27 protein-coding genes are annotated in these 26,529 nt (G+C 69.1%); 15 read left to right on the forward strand and 12 right to left on the reverse strand.

Annotated features, from left to right (window positions below; all coding sequences use genetic code 11):
• Positions 1 to 42: 42 nt before the first annotated feature.
• Positions 43 to 1,827 carry an acetolactate synthase 3 catalytic subunit gene (locus KV106_RS27360; protein ID WP_261213797.1) on the reverse strand — a complete coding sequence of 595 codons (1,785 nt, stop codon included), beginning with the start codon at positions 1,825 to 1,827 and terminating at the stop codon, positions 43 to 45.
• 296 nt (positions 1,828 to 2,123) lie between these two features.
• On the opposite strand from KV106_RS27360, the gene KV106_RS27365 reads away from it, so the two are divergent.
• The 6 genes from KV106_RS27365 to KV106_RS27390 all read left to right on the forward strand — a co-directional run bounded on the left by KV106_RS27365 (position 2,124) and on the right by KV106_RS27390 (position 5,740).
• The gene (locus tag KV106_RS27365; RefSeq protein ID WP_057592487.1) at positions 2,124 to 2,690 is read left to right on the forward strand and encodes an RNA polymerase sigma factor; all 567 of its coding nucleotides are present in this window, start codon (positions 2,124 to 2,126) and stop codon (positions 2,688 to 2,690) included.
• Positions 2,687 to 3,115: a DUF3619 family protein gene (locus tag KV106_RS27370; RefSeq protein WP_261213800.1), complete on the forward strand. Its 429-nt coding sequence runs from the start codon at positions 2,687 to 2,689 to the stop codon at positions 3,113 to 3,115. The genes KV106_RS27365 and KV106_RS27370 overlap by 4 nt, the downstream gene beginning before the upstream one ends.
• 138 nt (positions 3,116 to 3,253) lie before the next feature.
• Positions 3,254 to 4,138: a DUF3106 domain-containing protein gene (locus KV106_RS27375; RefSeq protein ID WP_261213802.1), complete on the forward strand. Its 885-nt coding sequence runs from the start codon at positions 3,254 to 3,256 to the stop codon at positions 4,136 to 4,138.
• A gap of 12 nt (positions 4,139 to 4,150) precedes the next feature.
• A complete protein-coding gene (locus KV106_RS27380; RefSeq protein WP_057592490.1) occupies positions 4,151 to 4,714 on the forward strand; it encodes an RDD family protein in 564 nt (187 codons plus the stop codon).
• The gene (locus tag KV106_RS27385; RefSeq protein ID WP_057592491.1) at positions 4,711 to 5,118 is read left to right on the forward strand and encodes a diacylglycerol kinase; all 408 of its coding nucleotides are present in this window, start codon (positions 4,711 to 4,713) and stop codon (positions 5,116 to 5,118) included. The genes KV106_RS27380 and KV106_RS27385 overlap by 4 nt, the downstream gene beginning before the upstream one ends.
• Positions 5,119 to 5,149: 31 nt before the next feature.
• Positions 5,150 to 5,740: an LOG family protein gene (locus KV106_RS27390; protein ID WP_057592492.1), complete on the forward strand. Its 591-nt coding sequence runs from the start codon at positions 5,150 to 5,152 to the stop codon at positions 5,738 to 5,740.
• Positions 5,741 to 5,784: 44 nt separating this feature from the next.
• Here the strand turns inward: KV106_RS27390 and KV106_RS27395 are convergent, their stop codons facing one another.
• Together KV106_RS27395 and KV106_RS27400 are read right to left on the reverse strand one after the other, a co-directional pair.
• Complete coding sequence (locus KV106_RS27395) at positions 5,785 to 6,123, reverse strand: P-II family nitrogen regulator (protein WP_013540975.1); 339 nt, start codon at positions 6,121 to 6,123, stop codon at positions 5,785 to 5,787.
• Entirely contained in the window at positions 6,120 to 7,811 is a 1,692-nt protein-coding gene (locus KV106_RS27400; RefSeq protein WP_261213815.1) for an NAD+ synthase, read from the reverse strand. Before KV106_RS27400 ends, KV106_RS27395 begins: the two co-directional genes overlap by 4 nt.
• A gap of 19 nt (positions 7,812 to 7,830) precedes the next feature.
• Between KV106_RS27400 and KV106_RS27405 the strand changes: the two genes are divergently transcribed.
• From KV106_RS27405 to KV106_RS27415, 3 genes are all read left to right on the forward strand, one after another.
• Positions 7,831 to 8,997 carry a GNAT family N-acetyltransferase gene (locus KV106_RS27405; RefSeq protein WP_261213817.1) on the forward strand — a complete coding sequence of 389 codons (1,167 nt, stop codon included), beginning with the start codon at positions 7,831 to 7,833 and terminating at the stop codon, positions 8,995 to 8,997.
• 85 nt (positions 8,998 to 9,082) lie between these two features.
• The gene (locus KV106_RS27410; RefSeq protein ID WP_261213819.1) at positions 9,083 to 9,835 is read left to right on the forward strand and encodes a hypothetical protein; all 753 of its coding nucleotides are present in this window, start codon (positions 9,083 to 9,085) and stop codon (positions 9,833 to 9,835) included.
• A gap of 121 nt (positions 9,836 to 9,956) precedes the next feature.
• Positions 9,957 to 10,625 (forward strand): lysozyme inhibitor LprI family protein, encoded by a 669-nt coding sequence (locus KV106_RS27415; protein ID WP_261213820.1) that lies wholly within the window; start codon positions 9,957 to 9,959, stop codon positions 10,623 to 10,625.
• Between the two features lie 33 nt (positions 10,626 to 10,658).
• Here the strand turns inward: KV106_RS27415 and ppa are convergent, their stop codons facing one another.
• Positions 10,659 to 11,186: an inorganic diphosphatase gene (gene ppa / locus KV106_RS27420; protein WP_057592497.1), complete on the reverse strand. Its 528-nt coding sequence runs from the start codon at positions 11,184 to 11,186 to the stop codon at positions 10,659 to 10,661.
• Between the two features lie 263 nt (positions 11,187 to 11,449).
• Between ppa and KV106_RS27425 the strand changes: the two genes are divergently transcribed.
• The 5 genes from KV106_RS27425 (at position 11,450) to KV106_RS27445 (ending at position 18,890) form a co-directional block, all read left to right on the forward strand.
• Positions 11,450 to 13,954 carry a sodium-translocating pyrophosphatase gene (locus KV106_RS27425; RefSeq protein ID WP_261213822.1) on the forward strand — a complete coding sequence of 835 codons (2,505 nt, stop codon included), beginning with the start codon at positions 11,450 to 11,452 and terminating at the stop codon, positions 13,952 to 13,954.
• A 173-nt stretch (positions 13,955 to 14,127) separates the two neighbouring features.
• On the forward strand, positions 14,128 to 15,567 hold the full coding sequence (locus tag KV106_RS27430) for a TolC family protein (RefSeq protein ID WP_261213824.1): 1,440 nt from the start codon (positions 14,128 to 14,130) through the stop codon (positions 15,565 to 15,567).
• Positions 15,568 to 16,554, forward strand: coding sequence for an HlyD family secretion protein (locus tag KV106_RS27435; protein WP_409976565.1), 987 nt, complete (start codon positions 15,568 to 15,570; stop codon positions 16,552 to 16,554). It begins immediately after the preceding gene.
• Between the two features lie 3 nt (positions 16,555 to 16,557).
• Positions 16,558 to 17,742 carry an ABC transporter permease gene (locus KV106_RS27440; protein ID WP_261213829.1) on the forward strand — a complete coding sequence of 395 codons (1,185 nt, stop codon included), beginning with the start codon at positions 16,558 to 16,560 and terminating at the stop codon, positions 17,740 to 17,742.
• A complete protein-coding gene (locus tag KV106_RS27445; protein ID WP_261213830.1) occupies positions 17,742 to 18,890 on the forward strand; it encodes an ABC transporter permease in 1,149 nt (382 codons plus the stop codon). Before KV106_RS27440 ends, KV106_RS27445 begins: the two co-directional genes overlap by 1 nt.
• Here the strand turns inward: KV106_RS27445 and KV106_RS27450 are convergent.
• Positions 18,887 to 19,513, reverse strand: coding sequence for a TetR/AcrR family transcriptional regulator (locus KV106_RS27450; RefSeq protein ID WP_261213832.1), 627 nt, complete (start codon positions 19,511 to 19,513; stop codon positions 18,887 to 18,889). The two genes, KV106_RS27445 and KV106_RS27450, sit on opposite strands and share 4 nt — an antisense overlap.
• Positions 19,514 to 19,642: 129 nt before the next feature.
• Here KV106_RS27450 and KV106_RS27455 point away from each other — a divergent pair, with 129 nt between their 5' ends.
• Positions 19,643 to 20,494 carry a metal-dependent hydrolase gene (locus tag KV106_RS27455; protein ID WP_261213834.1) on the forward strand — a complete coding sequence of 284 codons (852 nt, stop codon included), beginning with the start codon at positions 19,643 to 19,645 and terminating at the stop codon, positions 20,492 to 20,494.
• Positions 20,495 to 20,504: 10 nt separating this feature from the next.
• Here the strand turns inward: KV106_RS27455 and KV106_RS27460 are convergent, their stop codons facing one another.
• The 7 genes from KV106_RS27460 to KV106_RS27490 form a co-directional block, all read right to left on the reverse strand.
• Complete coding sequence (locus KV106_RS27460) at positions 20,505 to 21,092, reverse strand: hypothetical protein (RefSeq protein ID WP_057592504.1); 588 nt, start codon at positions 21,090 to 21,092, stop codon at positions 20,505 to 20,507.
• Positions 21,093 to 21,348: 256 nt separating this feature from the next.
• The gene (locus KV106_RS27465) at positions 21,349 to 21,609 is read right to left on the reverse strand and encodes a hypothetical protein (RefSeq protein WP_057592505.1); all 261 of its coding nucleotides are present in this window, start codon (positions 21,607 to 21,609) and stop codon (positions 21,349 to 21,351) included.
• Positions 21,596 to 21,967 (reverse strand): hypothetical protein, encoded by a 372-nt coding sequence (locus KV106_RS27470; protein WP_057592506.1) that lies wholly within the window; start codon positions 21,965 to 21,967, stop codon positions 21,596 to 21,598. Before KV106_RS27470 ends, KV106_RS27465 begins: the two co-directional genes overlap by 14 nt.
• Positions 21,968 to 21,984: 17 nt before the next feature.
• A complete protein-coding gene (locus KV106_RS27475) occupies positions 21,985 to 22,920 on the reverse strand; it encodes a DUF6999 family protein (protein WP_261213836.1) in 936 nt (311 codons plus the stop codon).
• The gene (locus KV106_RS27480; RefSeq protein ID WP_261213838.1) at positions 22,907 to 24,823 is read right to left on the reverse strand and encodes an iron-containing redox enzyme family protein; all 1,917 of its coding nucleotides are present in this window, start codon (positions 24,821 to 24,823) and stop codon (positions 22,907 to 22,909) included. Before KV106_RS27480 ends, KV106_RS27475 begins: the two co-directional genes overlap by 14 nt.
• Before the next feature lie 3 nt (positions 24,824 to 24,826).
• The gene (locus KV106_RS27485; protein ID WP_261213840.1) at positions 24,827 to 25,750 is read right to left on the reverse strand and encodes a fatty acid desaturase; all 924 of its coding nucleotides are present in this window, start codon (positions 25,748 to 25,750) and stop codon (positions 24,827 to 24,829) included.
• Positions 25,734 to 26,528, reverse strand: a complete 795-nt coding sequence (locus KV106_RS27490; RefSeq protein WP_261213842.1) for a sterol desaturase family protein — start codon at positions 26,526 to 26,528, stop codon at positions 25,734 to 25,736. The genes KV106_RS27485 and KV106_RS27490 overlap by 17 nt, the downstream gene beginning before the upstream one ends.
• Position 26,529: the final 1 nt, after the last annotated feature.

Below are 26,529 nucleotides of genomic sequence, written 5' to 3' on the forward strand. Positions count from 1 at the left end.
AGTGAAAGGTTGAGAAACGAACGGTCGAAAACGGGCCGCGGATCAGAGATCCTCGGAGCCCAGCAGCATCTCGGTGATGCCCATTCCGGCCTTGACCATCGGGAACACGTTCTCGGTGGGGTCGGTGCGGAAATCCATGAACACGGTGCGGTCCTTGAGCTTGCGTGCCTCGCGCAGCGCGGGCTCCACGTCCTGCGGACGCTCGATCAGCATGCCGACGTGGCCATAGGCCTCGGCGAGCTTCACGAAGTTGGGCAGCGCATCCATGTAGCTGTGGCTGTAGCGGCCGGAGTACTCGATCTCCTGCCACTGGCGCACCATGCCGAGGTAGCGGTTGTTCAGCGAGCAGATCTTGATCGGCGTGTTGTACTGCAGGCAGGTCGACAGTTCCTGGATGCACATCTGCACCGAGCCTTCGCCCGTGATGGTGAACACTTCCGCATCGGGCTTCGCGAGCTTGATGCCCATGGCGTAGGGGATGCCCACGCCCATGGTGCCCAGGCCGCCCGAGTTGATCCAGCGGCGCGGCTCGTCGAAACGGTAGTACTGCGCGGCCCACATCTGGTGCTGGCCGACGTCGGACGTGATGTAGGTGTCCGTGTCCTTGGTCATGTTCCACAGCGTCTCGACGACGAACTGCGGCTTGATCACGTCCTTGTTGCCCCGGTCGTACTTGAGGCAGTCGCGGTCGCGCCAGCCCTCGATGGTCTTCCACCAGTTGGCGAGCGCGCCGGCGTCGGGCTTGGTCGTGCTCTCGCGGATCATCGAGATCAGCTCGGTGAGCACGTCCTTCACGTCGCCCACGATCGGGATGTCGACCTTCACGCGCTTGGAGATGCTCGAGGGGTCGATGTCGACGTGGATGATCTTGCGTTCGTTCTGCGCGAAGTGCTTCGGGTTGCCGATCACGCGGTCGTCGAAGCGCGCGCCCACGGCCAGCAGCACGTCGCAGTTCTGCATCGCGTTATTGGCCTCGATGGTGCCGTGCATGCCCAGCATGCCGAGGAACTTGCGGTCGCTCGCCGGATAGGCGCCCAGGCCCATCAGCGTGTTGGTGACCGGGTAGCCGAGCATGTCGACCAGCGTGCGCAGCTCGTTGGTGGCATTGCCCAGCAGCACGCCGCCGCCGGTGTAGATGTAGGGGCGCTTGGCGCTGAGCAGCAGCTGCAGCGCCTTGCGGATCTGGCCGCCGTGGCCCTTGCGCACCGGGTTGTACGAGCGCATCTCGACCTTCTCGGGGTAGCCGGCGTAGGCCACCTTCTTGAACGAGACATCCTTGGGCACGTCCACCACCACCGGGCCCGGACGGCCGCTGCGTGCGATGTGGAAGGCCTTCTTCATCGTCATCGCCAGGTCCTTCGGATCCTTGACGAGGAAGTTGTGCTTGACGATCGGGCGCGTGATGCCGACCGTGTCGCATTCCTGGAAGGCATCCAGGCCGATCGCCGCCGTGGGGACCTGGCCCGAGATGATCACCATCGGGATCGAGTCCATGTAGGCCGTGGCGATGCCCGTGACCGCATTCGTCAGGCCCGGGCCCGAGGTGACCAGCGCCACCCCCACCTCGCCGGTGGCGCGCGCATAGCCGTCGGCCGCGTGGACCGCCGCCTGCTCGTGGCGCACCAGCACGTGCTGGATGGTGTCCTGCTTGTAGAACGCGTCGTAGATGTAGAGAACCGCGCCGCCGGGGTAGCCCCAGACGTACTGGACGCCTTCGGCCTGCAGTGCCTTGACCAGCACTTCGGCGCCCATGAGTTCTTGCGAGTGATTGCCGGCGCCGGAGGACGCGGCTGCTGCGGAAGCGAGTTCCGCCTTCGAGATTTCCATGATCAACCTTTGGAGTTTTTTCGGGAACGAAAAACCTTGGGTGCCCCTTGCCAACCCTTGTGGGGCCGCGCCAGGACTTGAGGCCAAAGCCATGGGCGGACTGATTGTTCCGCCGGACCGTGACCCGTTTGCCTTTTGACTTGCGGCCGCGATTATGACACCGACGCGGCCTTCCGCCGAGCCCGTATCGCCCCGCAACACGATTCGTCAGGAGCGGCGGGCATAATTCGCGGCCAACAACGAGGCATTCCCGCCCGACATCCATTCCCACGCGGCGCCCGGCGCCCCTCTGACGCTTGGCCACCGAACAAGAACTCTCCGATTTCCTGAAAAGCGTCGAACGACGCGCTTTCAAGCGGTCGGTCTATCACGTGCGAGACGAGGAAGCGGCGCTCGACATCGTGCAGGACAGCATGATGAAGCTGGCTCAGCACTACGGCGACAAGCCCGTCGCCGAGCTGCCGATGCTGTTCCAGCGCATTCTTTCGAATTGCACGCTCGACTGGTTCCGCCGCCAGAAGACCCGCCGCGCGCTGTTCTCGAACCTCAGCGACTTCGAGGCCATCGACGACGACGGCGATTTCGACCTGCTCGAGAACTTCGCCTCCGAGACCGACTCCAGAGAGACCGAGAGCGCCGAGGACACCACGCGCCGGGCACAGGTCCTGCATGAGATCGAAGAACAGATCGCGGCATTGCCGGGCCGTCAACGCGAGGCTTTCCTGATGCGTTACTGGGAAGAAATGGACGTCGCTGAGACGGCCGCCGCCATGGGCTGCTCCGAGGGCAGCGTCAAAACCCATTGCTCGCGCGCCGTCCACGCTCTGAGCAAGGCGCTCAAAGCCAAGGGAATTTCGCTATGAATACTAAGGTTCCTCTTTCTTCCGTCGCCGAAAACGAGTTCGGTCAACGCGTGGCCGCGCGCCTGTCGGCGGGCAACCAGGCGTTGCCGCACGACATCGGCGAACGCCTGCGCGTGGCGCGTGCGCAAGCCGTGGCCCAGCGCAAGCAGGCACCGCAGCTGCGTGCGGCGCCCGCGGTGGTGCAGTCGGGCAGCACCGCCGTCCTGGGCGGCGGTGGCTGGGGCTGGTGGACCCGAATCGGCACCGTGGTGCCGCTCGTGGCACTGGTGGCCGGCCTGATCACCATCAGCGTGATGCAAGACGAGGACCGCGCCAGCGAGTTGGCCGAGGTCGATTCCGCACTGCTCACCGGCGACCTGCCGCCAGCCGCCTACACCGACCCGGGCTTCGCGCAGTTCCTCAAGTCCGACGGCGCCTCCGATTGACGGCAAGCGGCCTTGCCGCTTCCGTCCTGGCTCCTCCTGCTCCTCCCCCACGCCTCCCTCCGACCGATCACCCGAATGCCACGCCGCACCCAGCCCCCCGCGATTTCGCCCCGCTCCTCGCGCTCGTGGTCGCAAGGCGTGGCGGCTCGCTTCGCCGGGGCCGGCATCGTGGCCGCCGCGGCGCTGGGACTGACGATCGCGGTCGCGCAGACCACGCCCGTGCGCTCGGAAGCGGTCCGCGCCGATACGCCCAAGGCAACGACCACCGGCACCATGGCCGCGTCCGCCGCCGCCAAGCCCGCGCAGCTCACCAAGCCGCTGTGGGCCGAGCTCACCGCCGAGCAGCAGCAAGCGCTGCAACCGCTGGCTCCGCACTGGAACACGCTCAACGTCGGCCAGAAGCGCAAGTGGCTCGCGCTGTCGCGCAACTACGCCTCGCTGCCGGCCGAGGACCAGATCACGCTGCGCAGCCGCATGATCGAATGGGCCGCGCTCAGCAACCAGCAACGCGTCCAGGCCCGGCTGAATTTCGCCGAGGTCAAGCGCGTGCCGGCCGACGAACGCAAGGCCAAGTGGGAGCAGTACCAGGCGCTGAGCGAAGAGGAAAAGCGCAAGCTCGCCGAACGCGCGCCGGCCAAGCCCAAGGGCGCAGCCATCCCGGTGCGGCCGGTGTCCTCGCAGAAGCTCGTCGCCGTTCCGGCCGTCACTTCGACCGGCCAGCACACGCCCCGCATCCAGCTCGCGCCACCCGCGGCGCCCGCAACCCCAGCCATCGTGCCGGCGGCAGCCGTCGTCGCGAATCCGCCGGCGACCGTGCCCGGCACCGCCGCAACCGCGACGGCCACCACCGCACCCGCAGCGCCTTCCGTCGCGCCCCCTGCCACCTATACGCCTCAGCCGGTGCCGGCCGAAGCCCAGGTGCCGTCTCCGTACACTTCACCGTCCGGTCCGTCGACTTCGGTATCCTCCACACCGTCTTCCACTTCCGCGGGGCGCGCGGTCGATCAATCGCCCGCCCCCTGACCCAAGGTCTCGATGGTTTCCAGCCCTTCCGAAATTTCGGAGTCGGATTCGCCTGCCCCTGCCGCATCTGACGCTTCCCTTTCCATCGCACAAGCCCCGGGACTCTGGCGCCGCATGGCCTGCTGGCTCTACGAAGGCATGCTGCTGTTCGCCGTGGTGTTCGTCTCGGGCTGGCTCTTCAGCACGCTGGGCCAGATGCGCGACGCCATGGACGAGCGGCGCCACCTGCTCCAGGCCTTCCTCTTCATCGTGTTCGGCGTCTACTTCGTCTGGTTCTGGGCCAAGGGCCAGACGCTGGCGATGAAGACCTGGAACATCCGCATCGTCGACGCGCACGGCCACCCGGTCACTCAGCGCCGCGCGCTCGCGCGCTACCTGCTGAGCTGGATCTGGTTCCTGCCGCCGCTCGCCGCCATCGCGCCCTTCAAGCTGTCGGGCCCCGAAGTCACGGTGCTCGTCTTCGGCTGGGTGGCCATCTGGGCCCTGCTGGCGCGCTTCCATCCGCAACGCCAGTTCTGGCACGACGCCTGGGCCGGCACCCGGCTCGTCACCTCCAAGCCCATGAGCCGCCGATGAGCGCCCTGCCCGAACTTCCCGATCCCGCCGTCAATCCGCAGAAGGCCCGCAAGGGCTTCGATCGCGTCTGGCACGCCACGCTGATCTCGCTGCATGGCCTGCGCGCCGGCTGGGGCGAGCCGGCCTTCCGGCAGGAAGCCATCCTGTCGATGGTCATGATCCCCGCCGCCTTCTGGCTCGGCCGCAGCTGGGTCGAGATCGCCCTGCTGGCAGGCAGCGCGGTGCTGGTGATGATCGTCGAACTGCTCAACACGGCCGTGGAAGCGGCCATCGACCGCATCGGCCCCGAATGGCACGACCTCTCCAAGCGCGCCAAGGACATGGGCAGCGCCGCGGTGCTGCTGTCGCTATCGCTGTGCACCTGCATCTGGGCGGCAGCCCTGTGGACGCGCTTCGTGTCATGAGCGGGCCCGCCGCGCGAGGCATGATCGGGGGATGACCCCTGAATTTTCGATTTGCGTGTATTGCGGCTCGCGCCCCGGCGAGCGTCCCGAGTTCACAGAAGCCGCCACGGCGGTCGGCCGCTGGATCGGCCAGCAGCGTGGCCAGCTGGTCTACGGCGGCGGCCGCACCGGCCTGATGGGCACGGTGGCCGAGGCCACGCGCGCCGCGGGCGGACGCGTGGTCGGCATCATCCCCAAGGCGCTGGTCGACAAGGAACTGGCCAACCCGCTGTGCGACGAGCTGCACGTGGTCGACACCATGCACGAGCGCAAGGCGATGATGGGCGAGCGCGCCGACGCCTTCCTGGCCATGGCCGGCGGCATCGGCACCTTCGAGGAGCTGTTCGAGATCTGGACCTGGCGCCAGCTCGGCTACCACGACAAGCCGGTCGGCATCCTCAACAGCGCGGGCTACTACGACAAGCTGCTGGAATTCCTTGCCCAGAGCGTGCGCGACGGCCTGATGGGCGACTGGCAGATGAGCCTGGTGCGCACCGGCACCGAGGCCGAGCCGCTGCTCGCGGCGCTGCGCGCCGAGGTGCCGCGCCATCCGCGCGACGACCGGCTGGCCGAGAACCTCTGAACCTCTTGTGAAAGGCCGGCGAGCGCCGGCCCCTGCGGTTCAGCTCAGACCGCGTTCTCGTTCTCTTCGCCGGTACGGATGCGCACGATGCGCTCGACGGCCGTGACGAAGATCTTGCCGTCGCCGATCTTGCCGGTGCGCGCCGAGTTCACGATGGCCTCGATGCAGCGCTCGACGTCGCCCTCGTTGACGACGACCTCGACCTTCATCTTCGGCAGGAAGTCGACCACGTACTCGGCGCCGCGGTACAGCTCGGTGTGGCCCTTCTGGCGGCCGAAGCCCTTGACCTCGGTCACGGTGAGTCCGGTGACGCCCACTTCGGCCAGGGCCTCGCGTACGTCCTCGAGCTTGAAGGGTTTGACGATGGCGGTGATCTGCTTCATGGTTTGCGTGCTCCGGCGGTTTCGTTGAATTTGCTGGTGATAGGGTAACGCCAATCCTTGCCAAAACTGCGGTGCGTCACCCGGATGCCTACCGGCGCCTGGCGCCGCTTGTATTCGTTGATCTTGATGAGCCGTGCCACCCGCTCGACCACCGCGCGGTCGTAGCCCGCGGCAATGATCTCGTCGATGCCCTCGTCGTCCTGCATGTAGCGTGCCAGGATCGCGTCGAGGATGTCGTAGGGCGGCAGGCTGTCCTGGTCGGTCTGGTCGGGCCGCAGCTCGGCGCTCGGGGGCCGCGTGATGATGCGCTCGGGGATCGGCTCCGTGCCGGTGCCATAGGGATCGTGGGCATTGCGCCAGCGCGCGAGCGCGAACACGGTCGTCTTCAACAGGTCCTTGATGACCGCGAAGCCGCCCGCCATGTCGCCGTAGAGCGTGCAGTAGCCGGTGGCCATCTCGCTCTTGTTGCCCGTGGTGAGAACGATCGAGCCGAACTTGTTCGACAACCCCATCAGCAGCGTGCCGCGGATGCGGGCCTGGATGTTCTCTTCGGCCGTGTCCTCGGGCCGGCCCGCGAAATCGGGGGCCAGCGCCGCCTTGAACGCCTCGAAGGTGGGCCGGATCGAGATCTCGTCGTAGCGCACGCCCAGGCGCCCCGCCATGTCGCGCGCATCGATCCAGCTGATGTCGGCCGTGTAGGGCGAGGGCATCATCACCGCGCGCACCTTGTCCTTGCCGAGCGCGTCGACCGCGATCGCGAGCACCAGCGCCGAGTCGATGCCACCCGACAACCCGAGGATCGCGCCCGGAAAACCGTTCTTGCCGACGTAGTCGCGCACGCCGAGCACCAGCGCATCCCAGAGCTGGGCCTCGGCGTCGCGCGGCGCGGCGATGGGCTCGGCCAGGAAGCGCACGCCCTGCGACGGTGCACGCTCGAGCTCGGCCAGCACCAGCTTCTCCTCGAAGCCCGGCGCCTGTATGGCGAGCGCGCCATCGGCCTGCAGCGCGAACGAGGCGCCGTCGAACACCACCTCGTCCTGCCCGCCCACGAGGTGGGCATAGACCAGCGGCAGCCCCACGGCGCGCGCGCGATCGGCCATGCGCGCCACGCGCTCGCCCTCCTTGCCCACGTGGTAGGGCGAGGCATTGATGACGGCCAGCACCTCGGCGCCGGCGGCGCGTGCCAGCTCGGCCGGCGCGTCGAACCAGGCGTCCTCGCAGATCAGCAGGCCGACCGACACGCCGCCGGCCTCGAACACGCAGGTGCCCTGCCCCGGCGCGAAGTAGCGGCGCTCGTCGAACACCTGGTAGTTGGGCAGCTCGCGCTTGGCGTAGGTCTGGAGGATGCGGCCTTCCTTGAGCACGCTGGCCGCGTTGTGGCGCAACTGCACCGACACGGAGCGCCCGCGCAGGCTGCCGCCGCTCGGATGCCCCACCACCACGACCATGTCTTTGAGGTCGGCCAGAGCGGCGGCGATGCCTTTCACGGCATCATCGCAAGCTTCGGTGAAGGCCGGCCGCAGGAACAGGTCCTCGGCCGCGTAGCCGGCGATCGAGAGTTCGGGCGTCAGCAGAAGGCGAGCGCCCTGGGCATGGGCCTCGCGCGCGGCCGCCACGATTTTTCGGGCATTGCCGGGGAGATCGCCCACCACGAAATTGAGTTGCGCGATGGCGAGCTTGAGCGTCATACGGAAGGAAGAAACAGGCTTGAACGATTATGTCATTCGGGTTGTCGCGTCGCCGTCGGACGTGAGCCCGCAGGCCTGGAACGCGCTGCTCGCCGCGCAGGCCGAACCCTCGCCCTTCATGCGCCACGAGTACCTGGCCGCGCTGCACGAGAGCGGCAGCGCCACGCCCGAGAGCGGATGGACGGCCCAGTTCTTCACCCTCTGGCGCGGCGACACACTCGAGGCCGCCTGCCCGGTCTACGTCAAGGACCATTCCTATGGCGAGTACGTGTTCGACTGGGCCTGGGCCAACGCCTACCAGCAGCACGGCCTGGCCTACTACCCGAAGGCGACGGTCGCGGTGCCGTTCACGCCCGTGCCCGGCGCGCGCCTGCTCGCGCGCGACGCGGCCGGCCGCGCGCTGCTGGCCCAGGCGCTGGTGGCCTGGTGCAAGGAGAGCGAGCTCTCGTCGCTGCACCTGCTGTTCGGTGCCGAGGCCGACATCGAGGCCTGCACCGAGGCCGGGCTGATGCTGCGGCACACGGTGCAGTTCCATTGGCAGAACCCGGCGCCCGGCTACGCGGACTTCGAGGCTTTCCTCGCGAGCCTCGCGCACGACAAGCGCAAGAAGATCCGCCAGGAGCGCCGCAAGGTCGCCGATGCCGGCGTGAGCTTCCGCTGGTCGCGCGGGGCCGACATCACGCGCGCCGACTGGGACTTCTTCTACCGCTGCTACGCGCGCACCTACCGCGAGCACGGCAACCCGCCCTACCTCACACGCGACTTCTTCCATCGCATGGCCGACACGCTGCCCGAGGCCTGGCTGCTGTTCGTCGCCGAGCGCGAGGGCAAGCCGATCGCCGCCAGCCTGATCGCGCTGGCCACCGACGATGGCACCGGCCGGCCGCTCGTGGCCTACGGTCGCTACTGGGGCGCGGTCGAGCGCGTCGACTGCCTGCACTTCGAGGCCTGCTACTACCAGCCGCTGGCCTGGTGCATCGCGCACGGCGTGCAGCGCTTCGAGGGCGGTGCGCAGGGCGAGCACAAGATGGCGCGCGCCCTGATGCCCGTGAAGACCACCAGCGCCCACTGGCTCGCGCATCCGGCCTTCGCCGACGCGGTCGAGCGCTTCCTCGAGCGCGAGGGCGAAGGCATCGAGAACTACATGGACCACCTGGGCGAGCGCAGCCCGTTCAAGGCCGCCTGAAAGCGACGGCGGGCCCGCGTCAGGCCACGGCCAAACACGGCTGCTATAAACCCCGGCAGATCGCCAACAACAAGGGGAAAAAGTCATGCCATTCGTCGGCCTGGGTCTGCACATCCTGATCGCGCTGTTCTTCGCGGTGCACGCGATGCGCCACAGCAAGCAGATGTACTGGCTGTTGATCCTGTTCAGCTTTCCGCTGCTGGGCAGCATCGTCTACTTCGTGGTCGAGTACCTGCCCGCCTCGCGCATGCAGCGCACCGCGGGCAAGGTCGCGAGCGCGGCCATCGGCTTCATCGATCCCGAGCGCGAATACCGCGCGGCCGAGCAGGCCTACGACCTCGCGCCCACGGCGCAGAACAAGCTGCGCCTCGCCAAGGCCGCGCTCGACCGCGGCCAGGCCGGCGAGGCGGTCGGGCACTACCGCGATGCGCTCAAGGGCCCGCTGGCCTCCGATCCCGAACTTCAGTTCGGCCTCGCGAGCGCGCTGCTGGCCGCGGGCGGTCCCGGCGCGGGTGGCGAAGCGATGCAGGCGCTGCAAAGCCTGCGCTCGACCCGCGACGACTACCGCAAGGACGAGGTCGCGCTGCTGGTGGCCCGCGCCCTGGCCGCCGAGGGCCGCAACGACGAGGCGCGCCAGGCTTTCGAATCGACCCTGAGCCTCTACAACACCGTCGAGGCGCGGGCGCGCTACGTGGCCTGGCTCGCGCAGCAGGGCGACGGCGCCGCCGCGCAGCGCCAGTGGGACGAGCTCCAGCAGGCCGCGCGCCACTGGAACTCGCACGCCCGCTCGGTCAACCGCGAATGGATGCGGCTGGCCGGCGACGCGGCCCGCGGCTGAGGTCGAGCCCGAGGCTCCGACCAAGGGCATAGCCGGCCCTGCCGTTCGGCAGATCGACAGCGGCCGGCGCGGGAACGAGCATGCGGCCATCGCGCAAGCCCGGCGCGCAGGAGAGCACCGCATGCCCGCATCGATCCGCCCCCTCTTCCCCTGGGCGCTGGCCCTGGGCCTCGCGGCCCTCGCCTGCGTCCCGGCCCATGCCGCCAGCTTCGACTGCGCCAAGGCCTCGAACCCCACCGAGAAGACCATCTGCGCCACGCCAGCGCTCTCGCTGCAGGACGAGAGCATGGCCGACCTCTATCGCAAGCAGCTTGCGACACCGGACGCCGGCCAATGGGCCGCCTATCTGAAGCGCGACCAGCGCGACTGGCTCGCGGTGCGCAACCGGCACTGCAAGGCCGACGTGAAATGCCTGCGGGAGGACTACGAGCGGCGCATCCGCTACCTGGTGGAGCCGCTGCTGCACTGGACCGGCCGCTACGTGGAGGGCCGCTGTCCGAAAGACGGGCGCTTCCTGGACGTGACGCCATCGGACGACGGCGGGCTCGACATCGAGCTCTACATCTGCCCCGATGCGCGCGGCAACATGCTGCTGCAAGGCCGTGGCCGGCTCGACGAGCGGCAGCGGCTGGTGGTGCCGTTCGGCGGGCGTTGCACCCGCACCCTGCAATTCGGCACCGACCGCATCGTGGTGACCGACACGCCCGCGGGCGCCGCGGAATGCGCGAGCCCGTCGACGGCCGGCACCTTCGTGCGCGATGCGCGCCGGTCGCCGTTCGAGCAGGAGTGACTGCCCCGGAGCGACCGACACGCGCCTATCGCATCACTTCTTGTACGCGGCGATGCCGTCGAGGATTTCCTTGCGGGCGGCGTCGATGCCTTCCCAGCCCAGCACCTTGACCCACTTGCCGGCCTCGAGGTCCTTGTAGTGCTCGAAGAAGTGGCTGATGGCCTTCAGGCGCATCGGGTTCACGTCGTCCACCGATTTCCAGTGGCTGTAGATCGGCAGCACCTTGTCGGTCGGCACGGCCAGCACCTTGCCGTCCACGCCGGCTTCGTCTTCCATCATCAGGATGCCCAGCGGGCGGCAGGGCACGACCACGCCCGGCAGCAGCGGGTACGGCGCGATCACCAGCACGTCGACCGGGTCGCCGTCGCCCGACAGGGTCTGCGGCACGTAGCCGTAGTTGGCCGGGTAGTACATGGCCGTGGTCATGAAGCGGTCGACGAAGATCGCGCCCGATTCCTTGTCGACCTCGTACTTGATCGGGTCGGCGTTCATCGGGATTTCGATCACGACGTTGAAGTCGTCGGGAACGTTCTTGCCGGGGGAAACTTTGTCGAAGGCCATGTCGTTATCGAGTAGTTGAAAAGTATGAGAGGGATGCGGACAAACCCGAAGTTTACTTTCCGTGTCATGGACCCGTCGCACGCGATTTCGTTTTTGCCTGTAAATTGCAGCCGTTGGCCAATCGGCTCCGCACCCCGGCTCCCCGGGATGCAGCGAGCTTCGAGGAAGCAACGCGGCGGAAATCTCGACTCCCGCGCGTTGCACGCAACGGATCCTCGCGCTTTCCGTCTCCACGTCACAACGAACGAATGGAGAAGCAACGCATGAATGGCAACACCCCTCTCATCCTCGCCATCGTCTGCGGCCTCGTGGCCGTGGCCTACGGCATCTGGGCCCGAAGTTGGATCCTCGCCAAGGACGCGGGCAACGCGCGCATGCAGGAGATCGCGGCGGCGATCCAGCAGGGCGCGGCGGCCTACCTGGCCAAGCAGTACCGCACCATCGCCATCGTGGGCGTGGTGCTCGCGATCCTGATTGCCCTGTTCCTCGACCTCACGACCGCGGTCGGCTTCGTGGTCGGCGCGGTGCTCTCGGGCGCCTGCGGCTTCATCGGCATGAACGTCTCGGTGCGCGCCAACGTGCGCACCGCGCAGGCCGCCACCCAAGGCATCGGCCCGGCGCTCGACGTGGCCTTCCGCGGCGGCGCCATCACCGGCATGCTGGTGGTCGGGCTGGGCCTGCTGGGCGTCTCGATCTTCTACTGGTTCCTGGCCTCCAGGGGCCTGCCGAGCGGCAACCATGCGCTGGCGGCGCTGCTCAATCCGCTGATCGGCTTCGCCTTCGGCTCCTCGCTGATCTCGATCTTCGCGCGCCTCGGTGGCGGCATCTTCACCAAGGGCGCTGACGTCGGCGCCGACCTGGTGGGCAAGGTCGAGGCCGGCATCCCCGAGGACGATCCGCGCAACCCCGCGGTGATCGCCGACAACGTGGGCGACAACGTCGGCGACTGCGCCGGCATGGCGGCCGACCTGTTCGAGACCTACGCGGTGACGCTGATCGCGACCATGGTGCTCGGCGCGCTGATGGTCACGGCGGCGCCGGTCAACGCGGTGCTCTATCCGCTGGCGCTGGGCGGCGTATCGATCGTCGCGTCGATCATCGGCTGCTTCTTCGTCAAGGCCTCGCCGGGCATGACCAACGTGATGCCGGCGCTCTACAAGGGCCTGGCGGTGGCGGGCATCCTGTCGCTGATCGCTTTCTGGTTCGTCACCAGCTGGCTCATCCCCGACAACGCGCTCGGCGCCGGCGGCAGCCAGCTCAAGCTGTTCGGCGCCTGCTTCGTGGGCCTGGCGCTGACGGCGGCGCTGGTGTGGATCACCGAGTACTACACGGGCACGCAATACAAGCCGGTGCAGCACATCGCGCAGGCCTCGACCACGGGCCACGGCACCAACATCATCGCGGGCCTCGGCGTGTCGATGCGCTCGACGGCCTGGCCGGTGATCTTCGTGTGCGTCGCCATCCTGGCCTCGTACGCGCTGGCCGGCCTGTTCGGCATCGCGGTGGCCGCGACCTCCATGCTCAGCATGGCCGGCATCGTGGTGGCGCTGGACGCCTACGGTCCGATCACCGACAACGCCGGCGGCATCGCCGAGATGAGCGAGTTGCCCGCGAGCGTGCGCGACATCACCGACCCGCTGGACGCGGTGGGCAACACCACCAAGGCCGTGACCAAGGGCTATGCCATCGGTTCGGCCGGCCTCGCGGCGCTGGTGCTGTTCGCCGACTACACGCACAAGCTCGAGAGCTTCGGCCTGAACATCAGCTTCAACCTCAGCGACCCGATGGTGATCGTCGGCCTGTTCATCGGCGGCCTGATCCCCTACCTGTTCGGCGCCATGGCGATGGAGGCCGTGGGCCGCGCGGCGGGCTCGGTGGTCGAGGAAGTGCGCCGGCAGTTCCGCGACATCCCCGGCATCATGGAAGGCACCGCCAAGCCCGAGTACGGCAAGGCCGTGGGCATGCTGACCGGCGCGGCCATCAAGGAGATGATGATCCCCTCGCTGCTGCCGGTGCTGGTGCCGATCGTGGTCGGCCTGCTGCTCGGACCGAAGGCGCTCGGCGGCCTGTTGATGGGCACCATCGTCACGGGCCTGTTCGTCGCCATCTCCATGTGCACCGGCGGCGGTGCCTGGGACAACGCCAAGAAGTACATCGAGGACGGCCACTTCGGCGGCAAGGGCAGCGACACGCACAAGGCCGCCGTCACCGGCGACACCGTGGGCGACCCCTACAAGGACACGGCCGGCCCGGCCGTGAACCCGCTGATCAAGATCATCAACATCGTGGCCCTGCTCATCGTGCCGCTGGTGGTGAAGTTCCATGCCGGCGATGCGACGGCCGCCGTGCCGCCCCCGGCACCGGTCGCCGCCATGGCCCCGGCCGCGGTCAGCACCCCGGCCGGTGCCGTGGCCTCGGGCGCGGTGACCGCGGCCGAAGCCGCCGCGGTCAAGGTCGAGAACGGCGTGGTCAAGTTCTACTTCGCCACCGGCAGCGCCGAGGTCGCGCCCAATGCCAGGGAAGCACTGGCCGACGTGATCAAGGCGGTGCAGAGCGGCAACACGGTGCTGGTGAGCGGCTACCACGACGCAACCGGCGACGCCGCGAAGAACGCCGAGCTCGCCAAGCAGCGCGCGATGGCGGTCGGCGATGCGCTCAAGGCCGCGGGCGCGCCCGAGGACAAGATCGAGCTCGCCAAGCCCGAGCAGACCCAGGCCGACGGCCCCGCGGGCGAGGCGCGGCGCGTCGAGGTGAAGGTGAAGTCCTGAGGCTGGCGCCCGACTGAAACGCCATTCCGCACGGGGCGACGCTGCATCGGCGTCGCCCCGTTTTTCTTGCGCGCCGGAAAACGCACGCCATCGAAGCGAGGTGCGCGCGCCACGTTTCGCGTGACCGGGCCGCGCCGGCCCGCTACGCTTGCGCGCCAGGCATTTCGAATCCGATGACACACCTTCACCTTCGCAACGCCCTCCTCCAGGCCCTGGCGCCGCTGCTGCTCGCGGCCACCGGCGGCACGGCCTTCGCACAGGCGCCTTCGCCAGCCGACGACGTCACTGCCCTGAGCTTCGATGCCGCGCGCGCGCGCATGCTCGACCGCTCCGACAAGCTGGCCGCCGCGCGCGCCGCGGTCGAGGCCAAGCAGTTGCAGAGCGATGGCCTCAAGCGGCTGGGCGGCCCGGTGGTCAGCGTGTCGGGCCTGGCCTATGCGTACAACGCCAACCTGAACCTCGACCTCGATCCGCTCAATCAGAAGCTCGGCCAGATCGGGCAGGCGCTGCCGCCCTCGATCCAGAGCTTCATCGCGCGCGTGCCGATACCGCAACTGCCCAACAGCTACACCCTGAACCGGCACGACACCGGCTCCAACGCCTCGGTGTCGGCGGTCTGGCCGATCTACCTGGGCGGCGCCACCGATGCGGTGCGCGGCTTCGTCTCGGCGCAGACACGCGAGGCCGAGGCCGATGCCGAACAGGCGAGCCACGAGGTCGACACGCTGCTGGTGCAGCGCTACTTCGGCGCCCAGCTCGCGCAGCGCGCGGCGCAGTTGCGCGCGCAGGCCGAGCGCACCATCGCGCAACACGACGCGGCGGCGCAGAAGATGCTCGCGGCCGGCGTGATCTCGCGCGTCGAACGGCTGCAGGCCGGCGCGGCCTACGAGGAGGCGCGCCGCAACGCACGCAAGGCCGAGAACGACGCCGCGCTCGCGGCCGTGGCACTGGCGCGCACGGTGCGCGCCGAGGGCCGCGTGGCGCCGCAGACGCCGCTGTTCGTGATCAGCGCGCCGGTCGAGCCGCTGGGCTGGTTCATCGATTCGGCGCTCAACCGCCACCCGGGCCTCGAGAAGGTCGCGGCCAAGAAATTGCAGGCCGAGCAATTGCACGAGGGCGAGGAAGCGCTGCGCCGCCCGCAGGTGATCGCCTTCGGCACGCGCCAGCTCAAGAGCAGCAATGCCGACTGGGTCGCGGGCCTGGGTGTGCGCTGGACCCTGTACGACTCGGTCGACCGCGATGCGCTCTCGGCCGCGTCGCAAAAGCAGGTCGAGCAGGCCGAACGCACCGGCGCGCAGGCGCGCAGCGACATCTCGCTGCTGGTGGAACGCAACTGGCGCGCGCTCGACAACGCGCGCCGCCAGTACCTCGAGATGCAGGCTTCGGTGGAACTGGCGCGCGAGGTGCTGAAGCTGCGCACCTCGGGCCTGCGCGAAGGCACCAGCACCACGCTCGACCTGATCGACGCCGAGACCAACCAGGCCAAGGTGCTGACCGAGCGCGCACAGGCCGCCAACGAGTACGTGCAGGCGCTGGCCCAGCTTCTCGAGAGCGCGGGCTTGTCCGACCGCTTTTCCGACTACATCGCGCGTGCCGACGTGAAGGTGAACTGAATGATGAGTGCCAAGACCCGCAAACTGATCGCGATCCTGGCCGCGCTGCTCGTGCTGGCGCTGCTGGCCTGGGGCTTCTGGCGCGCCTCGCGGCCCGCGCCCGAGGTGTTCCAGGGCCAGATGGAGGCGCGCGAGACCGACGTGGCCGGCAAGGTGACGGCGCGCGTGGCCGAGGTGCTGGTGAAGGAAGGCGACCGCATCCAGGCCGGCGCGGTGCTGGTGCGCATGGACAGCCCCGAGGTGCGCGCCAAGCTCGCGCAGGCCACCGCCGCCGAGCAGGCCGCGCAGGCCGTGGCCCAGAAGGCGCAGAACGGTGCACGGCCGCAGGAGATCGAGATGGCGCGCATGCAATGGCAGCGCGCCGAGACCGCGGCCCAGCTCGCGCAGACCTCGTTCCGTCGCGTCGACGGCCTCGCGCGCGAAGGCCTGGTGGCCGACCAGAAGCGCGACGAGGCCGAGGCCAACTGGAAGGCCTCGCGCGACGCGGCGATCGCCGCCAGGGCGCAGTACGACATGGCGCGCGCCGGCGCGCGTCCCGAGGACCAGGCCGCGGCCAGCGCGCAGGCGCGCCAGGTCGCCGGCGTGGTCGCGGAAGCGGAAGCCGCCAAGGCCGAGACCGAGCTGCGCAGCCCGGTCGCCGGCGAGGTGGCCAAGGTGCTCGCCAAGGTCGGCGAACTCTCGCCGCAGGGCGTGGCGGTGGTCACGGTGGTCGACCTGGCCGACCAGTGGGTGGTGCTCAACGTGCGCGAGGACCGGCTGCCGCGCTTCGCGATGGGCAGCGAGTTCGAAGCCCGCCTGCCCGCGCTGGCCGAGGACCGGCGCACGGCGCGCTTCAGGGTCTACTACAGCGGCGTGCTGCCCGACTTCGCGACCTGGCGCGCCACCCGCGGCGGCGCCGGCTTCGACGTGCGCACCTTCGAGGTCCGTGCGCGGCCGCTGCAGCCGATCGAGGGCGCGCGGCCTGGCATGAGCGTGCTGGTCGACTAGCACATGAGCCTTCGCGGCTTCTCCACCGCCAGCGCACGGCGCGAGTTCGCGCTGCTGCGCGCGCGGCCCTGGGACCTGGCAATGATCACCTGGGTGCCGCTGCTCGCGGTACTCCTGATCTGGTGGATCTTCTCGGCCGGCCTGCCCGAGCGCTTGCCGATCGGCGTGCTCGACCAGGACCGCTCGGCGCTGTCGCGCCAGATCGTGCGCTTCCTCGATGCCACGCCGGGCCTGCGCGTGGTGCAGCGCTTCGACGACGAAGGCGCGATGGCGCGCGCGCTCACCAGCGGCGCGGTCGATGCCGCGGTGCAGCTGCCGCGCGATCTCAACCGCGAGGTCAAGCAGGGCCGAGCAGGCCAGGTCGTGCTGCTGCACAACGCCCAGCTCGGCACGCATTCGAGCCTGATCCAGCGCGACGTGCGCACGGTGGTCGCCACGGTCTCGGGCGGGGTCGAGCTCGCGGTGCGCAACAAGCGTGGCGAATCGATGATCGCCGCGCGCGCGACCATGGAGCCGCTGAAGGCCGGCACCGTCGCGCTCTTCAACACCTCGGGCGACTACGAGCAGTTCCTCGGCGCCGCGCTGATCCCGGCGCTGCTGCACATCCTCGCGATGACCGCCGGCGCCTGGGCCGTGGGCCGCGAGCTGCGCGACCGCAGCATCGGCGGCTGGCTCGGCGCCGCGCCGCGCTGGCACGAGGCGCTGGCCGCACTCGCGGGCAAGCTCGCGCTGCCGTTCGCGAGCCTGTCGCTGGTCGGCATCACCGCCATGCTGTGGATCACGACCGGGCGTGGCTGGCATCCGGTGGGCTCGCTCGGCTGGACGCTGTTCGCGCTGGTGGTGTTCCTCGCGCTGTCGATCGCGCTCGGCGGCTTCGTCGCGGCGCTCACGCGCTCGCTGCGCACCGCGCTGTCGGCCACCGGCTTCATCACCGCGCCGGCCTTCGCGTTCGGCGGCGTGGGTTTCCCGCTGGTGGCCATGCCCGCGCTGGCGCAGCTGTGGGCCGCGCTGCTGCCCTACACCCACTACGTCCGCGTGCAGATGGAGCAGCTGCAGATGGGCGCGCCGCTGGCCTATTCGGCCGCGACGCCGCTGTGGATGGTGGTCGGCACCGCCGTGCTGCTGGCCGCGACGGCCACCGCGCTGGGCCGCGCGGCGCGCGCGCCCGATTCGTGGGGCGGCCGCTGATGGACCACCACCGCGCCCTCGCCCGCTTCGGCGCCGCCTGGAGCGACACCGCGCTGGCCGTGCTGCGCGACAAGGGCGTGCTGCTGATCATGCTGCTGGCGCCGATCATCTACGGCTTCTTCTACCCCTGGCCCTATGGCACGCAGGCCGTGACCCGGGTACCGGTGGCGGTGGTCGACCAGGACCACACCGGTCTGTCGCGCCAGATCGCGCGCTTCGCGATGGCCAATCCGCGGCTGGACGTGCGCCTGGTCACGGCCGATGTGCACGAGGCGCAGCAGGCCCTGTGGCGCGGCGAGATCGAGGGCTATGCATTGCTGCCGGCCGACCTCAAGCGCAGCGTGCTGCGCGGACTGCCGGCGGTGGTGAGCATCGAGGGCAACGGCGCCTATGCGCTGCTCAACAAGGCGGTGCTCTACGGCTTCTCGGAAGCGGTGGGCACGGTCTCGGCCGGGGTCGAGATCCGCAAGCTGCAGGCCGGCGGCCAGAGCGCCGTGCAGGCGGCGCGCAGCCGCAGCCCGCTGGTCACGCAACTGGTGGCGCTGTTCAATCCCACCGAGGGCTACGGCAGCTACGTGGTGCCGGCAGTGGCGCTGCTGATCCTGCAGCAGACGCTGCTGATGGGCACCGCCATGCTGGCCGGCACCTGGGCCGAGGCGCGGCGGCTGCGCGCCTCGATGAGCGCCTGGCTGGGCCGGCTGGCGGCGCTGTCGGGCTTCGGCGTGCTCAGCGGGATTTTCTATTTCGGCTGGGTGTTCTTCCTGCAGGACTACCCGCGCGGCGGCAACCCCTTCGGCGCGCTGATGCTGCTGGCCTTCTACGTGCCCGCGATCTGCACGCTGGGCCTGCTGCTGGGCTGCTGGTTCCGCGACCGCGAACGGGCGCTGCAGGTGTTGCTGTTCACGGCCCTGCCGATGGCTTTTCTCTCGGGCTTCTCGTGGCCGGTCGAGGCCCTGCCCGCCCCGCTGCAGGCCCTGCGCTGGCTGTTCCCGAGCACGGCCGGCATCCAGGCCTCGCTGCGGCTCAACCAGATGGGCGCGCCGCTGCACGACGTGCTGCCGCACCTGGGCGTGCTGCTGGCCCTGCTGCTGGCCGGCCTGCTGACGCTGTGGCTCGCGGCGACGCCGCGGCGCAGGGCCGCAGCCTAGCGCTGGCTCTCCGCCGCCACCGCGCGCACCAGCCGCGTGGCCGGCGCGACCAGCTCGCGCAGGTCGCCCGCGCGCTCCTGCTCGATGGCCTGCAGCACCAGCTCGTTGATGCCGCCGACCACCGTCATCGCCATCTCGCTCGTCAGGTGCGCCTGCGGGCCCGGGCCGGTCGTGCCGCTGCTGTTGATCGCGGCCTGGATGAAGTTCGCGATCTCGTCGTTGACCCGTCGCCGCGCCACCAGCCCAGGCATGCCCAGGCCCAGGATCTCGACGAACAGCGTGCGCAGCAGCACCGGGTCCTGCGCCAGATAGTCGAAATAGGCCGTGATCGCGCGCTCCACCTGGGCATGCCAGGGCTGCACCGGGTCGAAGGCCTCGCTGACCGCCTGCAGCGCCAGGTGGCTGGCCGCCTCGTAGAGCGCGATCAGGCATTCGGTCTTGGTCGCGAAATGCTCGTAGAAGGTGCGGCGCGACACCGCGGCCTCGCGCACGATGTCGGCAATGGTGGTGTCGGCGTAGCCCTTGGCGGCCACCGCGCGGGCCATGCCCTCGAGCAGCCGGTGGTAGTGCTCGTTGCGCGATTCGGCCGGAGTCTGGGAGGTGTTGTCGGTGACGGCACTCATGAACGGAACATTTTCCTACGCGCTGGTACTTGACAGTACCAAGCACCCGGAGGCACCATGCAGGCATTACGGTACGCATCTGTACCACACCCCTTGCCACCACCATTCCGATTCACGAGGATTGTCTTCATGAGCACCGAACTCGTCGTCCGCCGCCTTCTGATCGACCTCCAGGCCCCGTTTGCCCGCGACTGGTGCGGCGGCGATGCATTCTCCACCGCCTTCTTCAACGCCCTGTCGATGAGTTTTCCCTTCGGCGAGCAGTTCTTCATCGACGCGGTGCGCGACGCCGTCGCCACCCTGCCGCCCGAGACGCAGGACAAGTACCGCGCCGAGGTGCGCGGCTTCATCGGCCAGGAGGCGACGCACCGGCGCATCCATTCGCTGTTCAACGCCCACCTCGAGAAGCAGGGCCTGGTCGACCGCTGGACCGAGCGCGCGAGCAAGCGGCTGTCGCTGATGGAAGGCGCCGACCCGCGCCATGCGCTCGCGGTGACGGCCGCCACCGAGCATTTCACGGCCATGTTCGCCGAGTGGCTGCTCGCGCATCCGCAGATCCTCGACGGCGCCGAGCCGCGGCTGCGCACGATGTGGCTGTGGCACAGCGCCGAGGAGCTCGAGCACAAGAGCGTGGCCTTCGACGTCTACCGGGCCGCGGGCGGCTCCGACGAATGGCGCACGCGCTGGTTCCGCCGCGTCACGCTGATGTTCCTCGGCGACCTGATGCACCAGACGCTGGCCAACCTGCGGCACGAGAAGCAGCTGTGGAAGTGGTCGACCTGGAAGAGCGCCGCGCGCATCCTGCTCGCGCGCGACGGGCTGCTGCGCGGCAACTACGCGATGTGGCGCCGCTACCTGCGCGCCGATTTCCATCCCACCCAGCAGGACAGCAGCCTGTCGGAGCGCTGGCTCGTGGACAACCGCGCGGCCTACGTGCCGGTCGGCGCGGCCGCGGCGCAGCCGGAAGCCACCGCGGCCTGAGCGCGGCCCTTCAGAAGAAGCTGGTGCGGTGCTGCGGCACTGTGCCGCTCGCCTGTTGCTGCGGATCGACGCGCAGCGGCACCTCGTGCAGGGTGTCGAAGTCCGAGGGCGCATCGGGCACGCGCATCACGGCCTCGAGCTCATGCATCGAGGCCACCCAGCGGCCGGCCGGCGACTCGGCCGGCTCGTCGTTGGCGAAGGTGCCGTCGCGGATGTAGAAGGTCTCGCCCTCGGGGCGCTCGCCGTGCAGCTCGACCAGGCGCGCGATCGAGAAGTTGTAGGTCACCAGCTTCTCGCGCGTCAGGCGGTCCTTGCCGCCGCAGTTGAACGAGCCCTCGGCCGCGATCACGATGCAGGAACCGTCCACGCTGCTGTCGGTGCCATGGCCCGAGCGCCAGATGGCGTTGGGCAGCCGCACCCGCACCTTGTCGATGACCAGGTCGCGCTGCTTGTTGAGGCTGCCCAGCGGCGGCACCAGCGAACGCAACTGCCGCAGGCGCTCGGCGAAGTTGTCGTCCATCACGAATTCCACATGGTGCGACGCGCTGCCCGAGGACCGCTTGACCACCTGCATGACGACGTGACGCGGTTTAGCCACGGCAGCTTCCTTTTGCGCGCGCGGACCGCCGCGTTGCGCCAAAAGCATTCATTGCCTTGCTGCAAATCATCTGATGTCGGCCTGAAATTAGAACTTTTATACCAATGCAATTACATGCATCAATTGTTTCTAACTGTATAACTATTGCAGCCAACTTGGAAGCCGGACGACGGTATCCCCGCACGGGCATGTCGCCAACGCGTCGCCCCGCCGTGCTAGACGAGACGCGCCGAATAACGCCCTTGCGGGCGTTGCGTCATTCGGGCGACGACGGCGCGGCCGCGGCGGCTTCCAGCGCCTCGTCGAGCGCCTTGCAGGACGGCGCGCAGACGGTCTGGGACTTGCCGAGCACCTGGCGGGTGCGCAGTTGCGAGCGCACGCGGTGCTTGCCGCACATGAAGCACGACATGGTGGCGCCGCTGAACGACGCGGAGGCGCGGAACGGGGACCCCGGCGTCTTCGACTTGTAGCGCAGGCCGTCTTCCAGGACGGCAGTCTTCACCTCAGCCTTGGCCATCGGTTTCTTCCTTCTTCTTCGGTTCGGGGCGGCGCATGGCGCGCGCAATCGCTTCCCTGGCGCGGGTCTCGGCCGCCAGCGAGGCGTCGAGCGCGGAGCGGCACAGGCCGGCGTGCTGGTAATTGAGGTTCTCGTACACCTCGGCGGCGGCCGGATAGGCATCGAGCAGGCGACTGAGGTCGGCGCCCGATTCGACGTCTTCGAACTCGTGCACCAGGTGCGCGACCACCGAGCGGTACTGCTCGGCACCGACGGGCACCTTGCTGTGATCCAGCCGCTCGAGCAACTGGGCCAGCACATGGGTCACCGACAGATCGGTCTTGGGGGACGGAGTGTGGGTCGTGTTCATGGTCTGCATCTGGGGACAGCATACCCCTATGCAAGTGGCGGGGTGTCGGCCGAAGCCCCTTCCCCGGCCGGGACGAAGCCGGATTCGCCGCCTTCGCCGTGCCTTGCGGCCTTCATGCGCTGCAGCAGGCTGTGCAGCATTTCGGTCGAGAGGCCATGGATCACCAACCGGTGCCCGGCCCGCAGGGTCGACAACGGCACCAGCGGGTGCTTGTTGTTGACCAGGATCAGGTGCTCGGGCGCCGCGAGGATGGTGGCGGCATAGATGCCGATGGTTTCATCCAGTTGCAGCGAGTTGGCGGCGCGCCAGAAGTCGTTGTCGGTCAGCATCAGCTGGTAGAGCGGCGTGAACAGCTCGATGGCGCTTTGCAGGTCCAGGAAGTTGAGCCGGCCGCGCGGCATGTCTTCCAGCCGCAACGCGGGCTCCCGGATCATCGAGAAATCGGGTGCCTCCGCCTTGCCCAGCGCCAGCCCGCGGTCGCGCAGCGCCTGGTTCAGCCGGATCACGAAATTGAACAGGTTGAGGTCGTGCTTGAGGAACATGTCGTCCTTCAGCGCCTCGATGTCCGGCGGCTCCAGCGGCGAAGTGGCGACCGGCGCCGGCGAATTGCGCCCGATGAAGGCCAGCACCTGCGAGCCCAGGTGGAAGTGCCGCAGGATCAGCCAGTTGGCCTCGGGCGACACGAAATGCCGCAACCCCCAGGCCAGGATGCGGTGCAGCAGCCGCGAGTGCGACCAGTTGCGCGGGACGAACACCTTCACCACCTGGATCAGGACGATGGTGGCGCGCGCGATCGGCCGCAGGAATGGCAGCAGGTACTGCCGCGAGCCCGAGCTCGAATCGGCGAGCCAGGCCGCCTTGACCTCGTCGGGCAGCGGCGTGCTCTGGTCGAGGTAGAGCGCCAGCCAGGGGCTGGGGTCGCGCTCGTCGTGCCCGCGGGCCAGGAATTCAGGCGTTCGCATGGGAAATCCGCTCGGTGATGTGCTGGAACTGCATCAGGTAGAGGGCGGCCGTGTGGCGCGCCGTGTCGGCGATCTGGCGCGCGGCGCGGGCCTGGCCCTCGACGGCCATCACCATCTCGACCGCGAGCAGCCAGCGGTTCAGGTGGTTCTCGTCGTTGTGGCCGTGGTATTCGAGGAAGCGGAAGGCATCGGGCGGCAGCCGCAGGCTGGCCTTGAGCAGCGGCAGCAGCGCCGGCACGATGCGCTGGCCCGTGCCCTCGATGATGTAGATCGCGCCCAGCAGGCCGATCGGGTCGCGCGTGGCGGCCAGCGCATGCAGGTAGGCGTTGAGCGCCTCGCCGCCCGGGTTGCGGCGCAGGTCCTCGATGCGCTCGACCGTACCGCCGGCCTTGCGGTAGTCGCTGAACAGGATCTGGAAGTCGTTCTGCTCCTCGCCCGCGTGCACGCCGATCAACGACGACAGCGCCTGGTACGGCTCGCTCAGCGAGGCCGCGCCCTCGCGCATCCAGAGGCTGCCTTCGCGCACCTGCGGCACCCACTGCTCCATCCAGTTCAGGTAGTCGGGCACGGCGAAGCGGCGCTCGCGGATCTGCCGCACGAGCGGCGTGCGCCAGACGCGCGAGCGGTAGTCGTGCCAGATCGCGGCCAGCTCGGTCAGCAGCGCGCCCAGGCCCTCGGGCGCGGCGGCCGGGTCGTGCGGCGGCGCGATCACGAGCTCGTCGTCGGCCGTGGCTGCAGCGGCGCGCGGCGCCACCGTCACGGGCGACGCCTCCACCGCTTCCACCTCGAACAGCATGTAGGCCGCCATGAAGCGCCCCGACTCCGGCACGTAGCAGAAGACCTGCTCGCCGGGCTTCAGCGCGCGGGTGTGGAGGAACTCGGCCAGCATCACCAGGATCGACGCCGCCCCGGTGTTGCCGCGCCAGGCGAGGTTGCTCCACCAGCGCTCGCGCGGGATCGACAGCTCGGCCTTGGCCATCAGGTCCTCGACCACCGGGATGAACTTCTCAGACGAGTAGTGGCAGAGGAAATGGTCGACGCGCTTCGGATCGACCCAGCCGTTGCGCACCAGCCCCGCGTACTCGTGAATGCCGATGTCGAACAGGTGCGGCAGCAGCCGGATGTCCTGGCGCAGCGACAGCGCACCGGCCGCCTCGGCCTCGGACCAGGAGGCGAAGTCGAGGTGGCCGCGCGCGCGGTCCTCGGTCAGGCCCAGCTGCATGCAGACCGGGTAGTCGCCCGAGAACGAGCGCTGGTGCACCCACTTCAGGCGCAGCCGCAGGCCCGGCGAGCCGGCCAGCGCGGGCGCGCCATCGGACAGCAGCAGCGCCCCGGCGCCGTCCGACAGCATCCAGCGCAGGAAGTGCGAGTCGAAGTCGGTCTCGTAGCCGCGCGCCGCGAAACGCGAGCGCTTGAACAGCCGCGAGGGCATCTCGCTGGCCACCGCAAGCGCCGAACGGTGCGCGCCCAGCTCGATGCCCTGCGCCGCGGCCTGGATCGCCGACACGCCGGCCGCGCAGATGCCGTGCACCGCGAGCGTCTCCATCGGCGCCGCGGCGAGCTCGCCCTGGATCATGTTGGCGAAGCCGGGCATCAGCGTGTCGCCGCCCGAGGAGCCGCTGGCCAAGAGCGACACGCGCGACAGCTCGGCGCCGCCGCGGCGCAGGCAGTCGCGGATCGCGCCGGCCGCCATCTGCGCGTTGGTGTGGCGCGTCGCGCCTTCGGCATCGATCGCGTAGTGGCGCGTGCGGATGCCGTTCTCGGCCAGGATGCGGCGCTTGATGCGCTCGGACATCCGGTTGAGCGGCGCGATGAAGTCGTCCATGCGCTCGTTGGGCACGGGGTCGCCCGGCATGAAGTAGCCGGCGCTTTCGAGGTAGACGCGTTGGAAGGGAACTGGCATGTGTCAGGAAGTGAAGGAATCGCCCGGCATCAGCGGTCGGCTGCGCCATCGCGGCCAGAGCGCGCCGAGCACGAACACGCGCGCCATGTACGGCACCAGCCCGCCCTCGTTGAGCGACGGATCGACCCGCGCGCGGTAATGCGTGCGATGCAGATGCGTGAGCTCGGACCAATGGGCATGCGGGTTCTCGTGGTGCGCCGTGTGGAGCCCGATGTTGAACAGCAGCGGATTGACCCAGCCCTCGAAATTGCGCGCGTAGTTCAGCGGGGTACCCGGGGTATCGCCGCGCGCCCCTCGTTCGGGCCGGCGCCCGTCGGCATGCGCATGCTGTAGATAGTTGGTGGCCAGCAGCCAATGCAGGCCGTGCAGTTGCGGCAGGATCACGAACACCAGCGCCTTGCGCCAGTCGAGCGCGAGCAGCACGGCCCAGCTCGCGAGCCACAGCGCGTACTGCGCCATGCAGTAGCGCCAGGCCCCGCGCCGATGGCGATACAGCCGCCCCAGCCACGCGATGAACAGCGGGAACAGCACCCACACCGCCTGGAACGGATGCAGCAGGTAGCCGCGCAGGTGGTTGGTGTCGCCGCCGAAGCGGTAGGTGCGCGCCACGTCCTTCGGGCCATGGCGATGGCGGTGATGGTTCGCCACGTGCGCGGGCCAGAACACGAAGGTCGGATGGCCCTGCAGCAGCGTGATCCAGAAGTCGGTCAACCGGTTCATGCGCCGGCCGCGCCACATGCGCAGGTGCACGTGGTTGTGGTGGATCACGCCGACGCCGAGCGTGAGGAACAGCATCGGCGCATAGAGCCAGAGGCTGAACCCATGCACCCATTGCCAGGCGGCGAGCGCCGGCAAGGCCGCCAGATAGAACAGGCTCTGCCAGTCGCGCCAGTGACGCAGCCGCGGCATCTCAGGCCGGCCTGCCATCGTGCGTGGCCGCACGGCCGCGCTGCCTGTCGCGAAAGCCCCGGAACAACGGCTCGGCCGCGTCGGCCGCGATGCGGGTGCCGAACAGCCGGTCCATGAAGGTGAACTGGAAGCCGTAGTTGCCGTTGTGGCAGGCGTGGTGCAGGTGATGGCGCCGGCTGGCCGCGAACCAGTGGCTGTACGACACGCGCGGGAAGAAGTCGTAGTTCGAATGCCCGACGCTGTTGAAGAACAGGCTGAACACCGGCACCGAGGCCAGCGACCAGAAGCTGAAGTCGTGCAGCACCATCGGCAGCAGGATCACGTTGCCGAGCATCGCGGCCTCCAGCGGATGGAAGCTGTAGGTGGCCCAGGGCGTGGTCACGAAGGAACGGTGGTGCGGCCCGTGGAAGCGCCGCAGCCAGCGCGTGTGCAGCAGCCGGTGGTTGAGCCAGAAATGCACGTCGTTCCACAGCGCGAGCACCACGATCTCGGCCACGACCTGGCGCCAGCCCGCATCGGGATCGAGCCCCGCCCAGCCCAGCTGCAGCAGACCCCAGGGAAACACCATGCCGAGCCCGAAGATCAGCACCGAGATGCCCGACTGCGTGAGCTCGCGCCGCAGTTGCCCGGGCTGCAGCGGCCGCGGGTCGAGCACCCGGCCGATGCCCAGCGCCGGCAGCACGCGCCGGGTCAGCAGGGCATTGAGCGCGCCAAAGCCGAGGTAGATGCCGCCGAAGAACAGCAGCCCCCACAGCATCACCTGCGGGGCGGAAAGGGACGTGAAGGTCTGCGCCATC

This window comes from Variovorax endophyticus (assembly GCF_025376855.1).
GTDB lineage: Bacteria > Pseudomonadota > Gammaproteobacteria > Burkholderiales > Burkholderiaceae_C > Variovorax.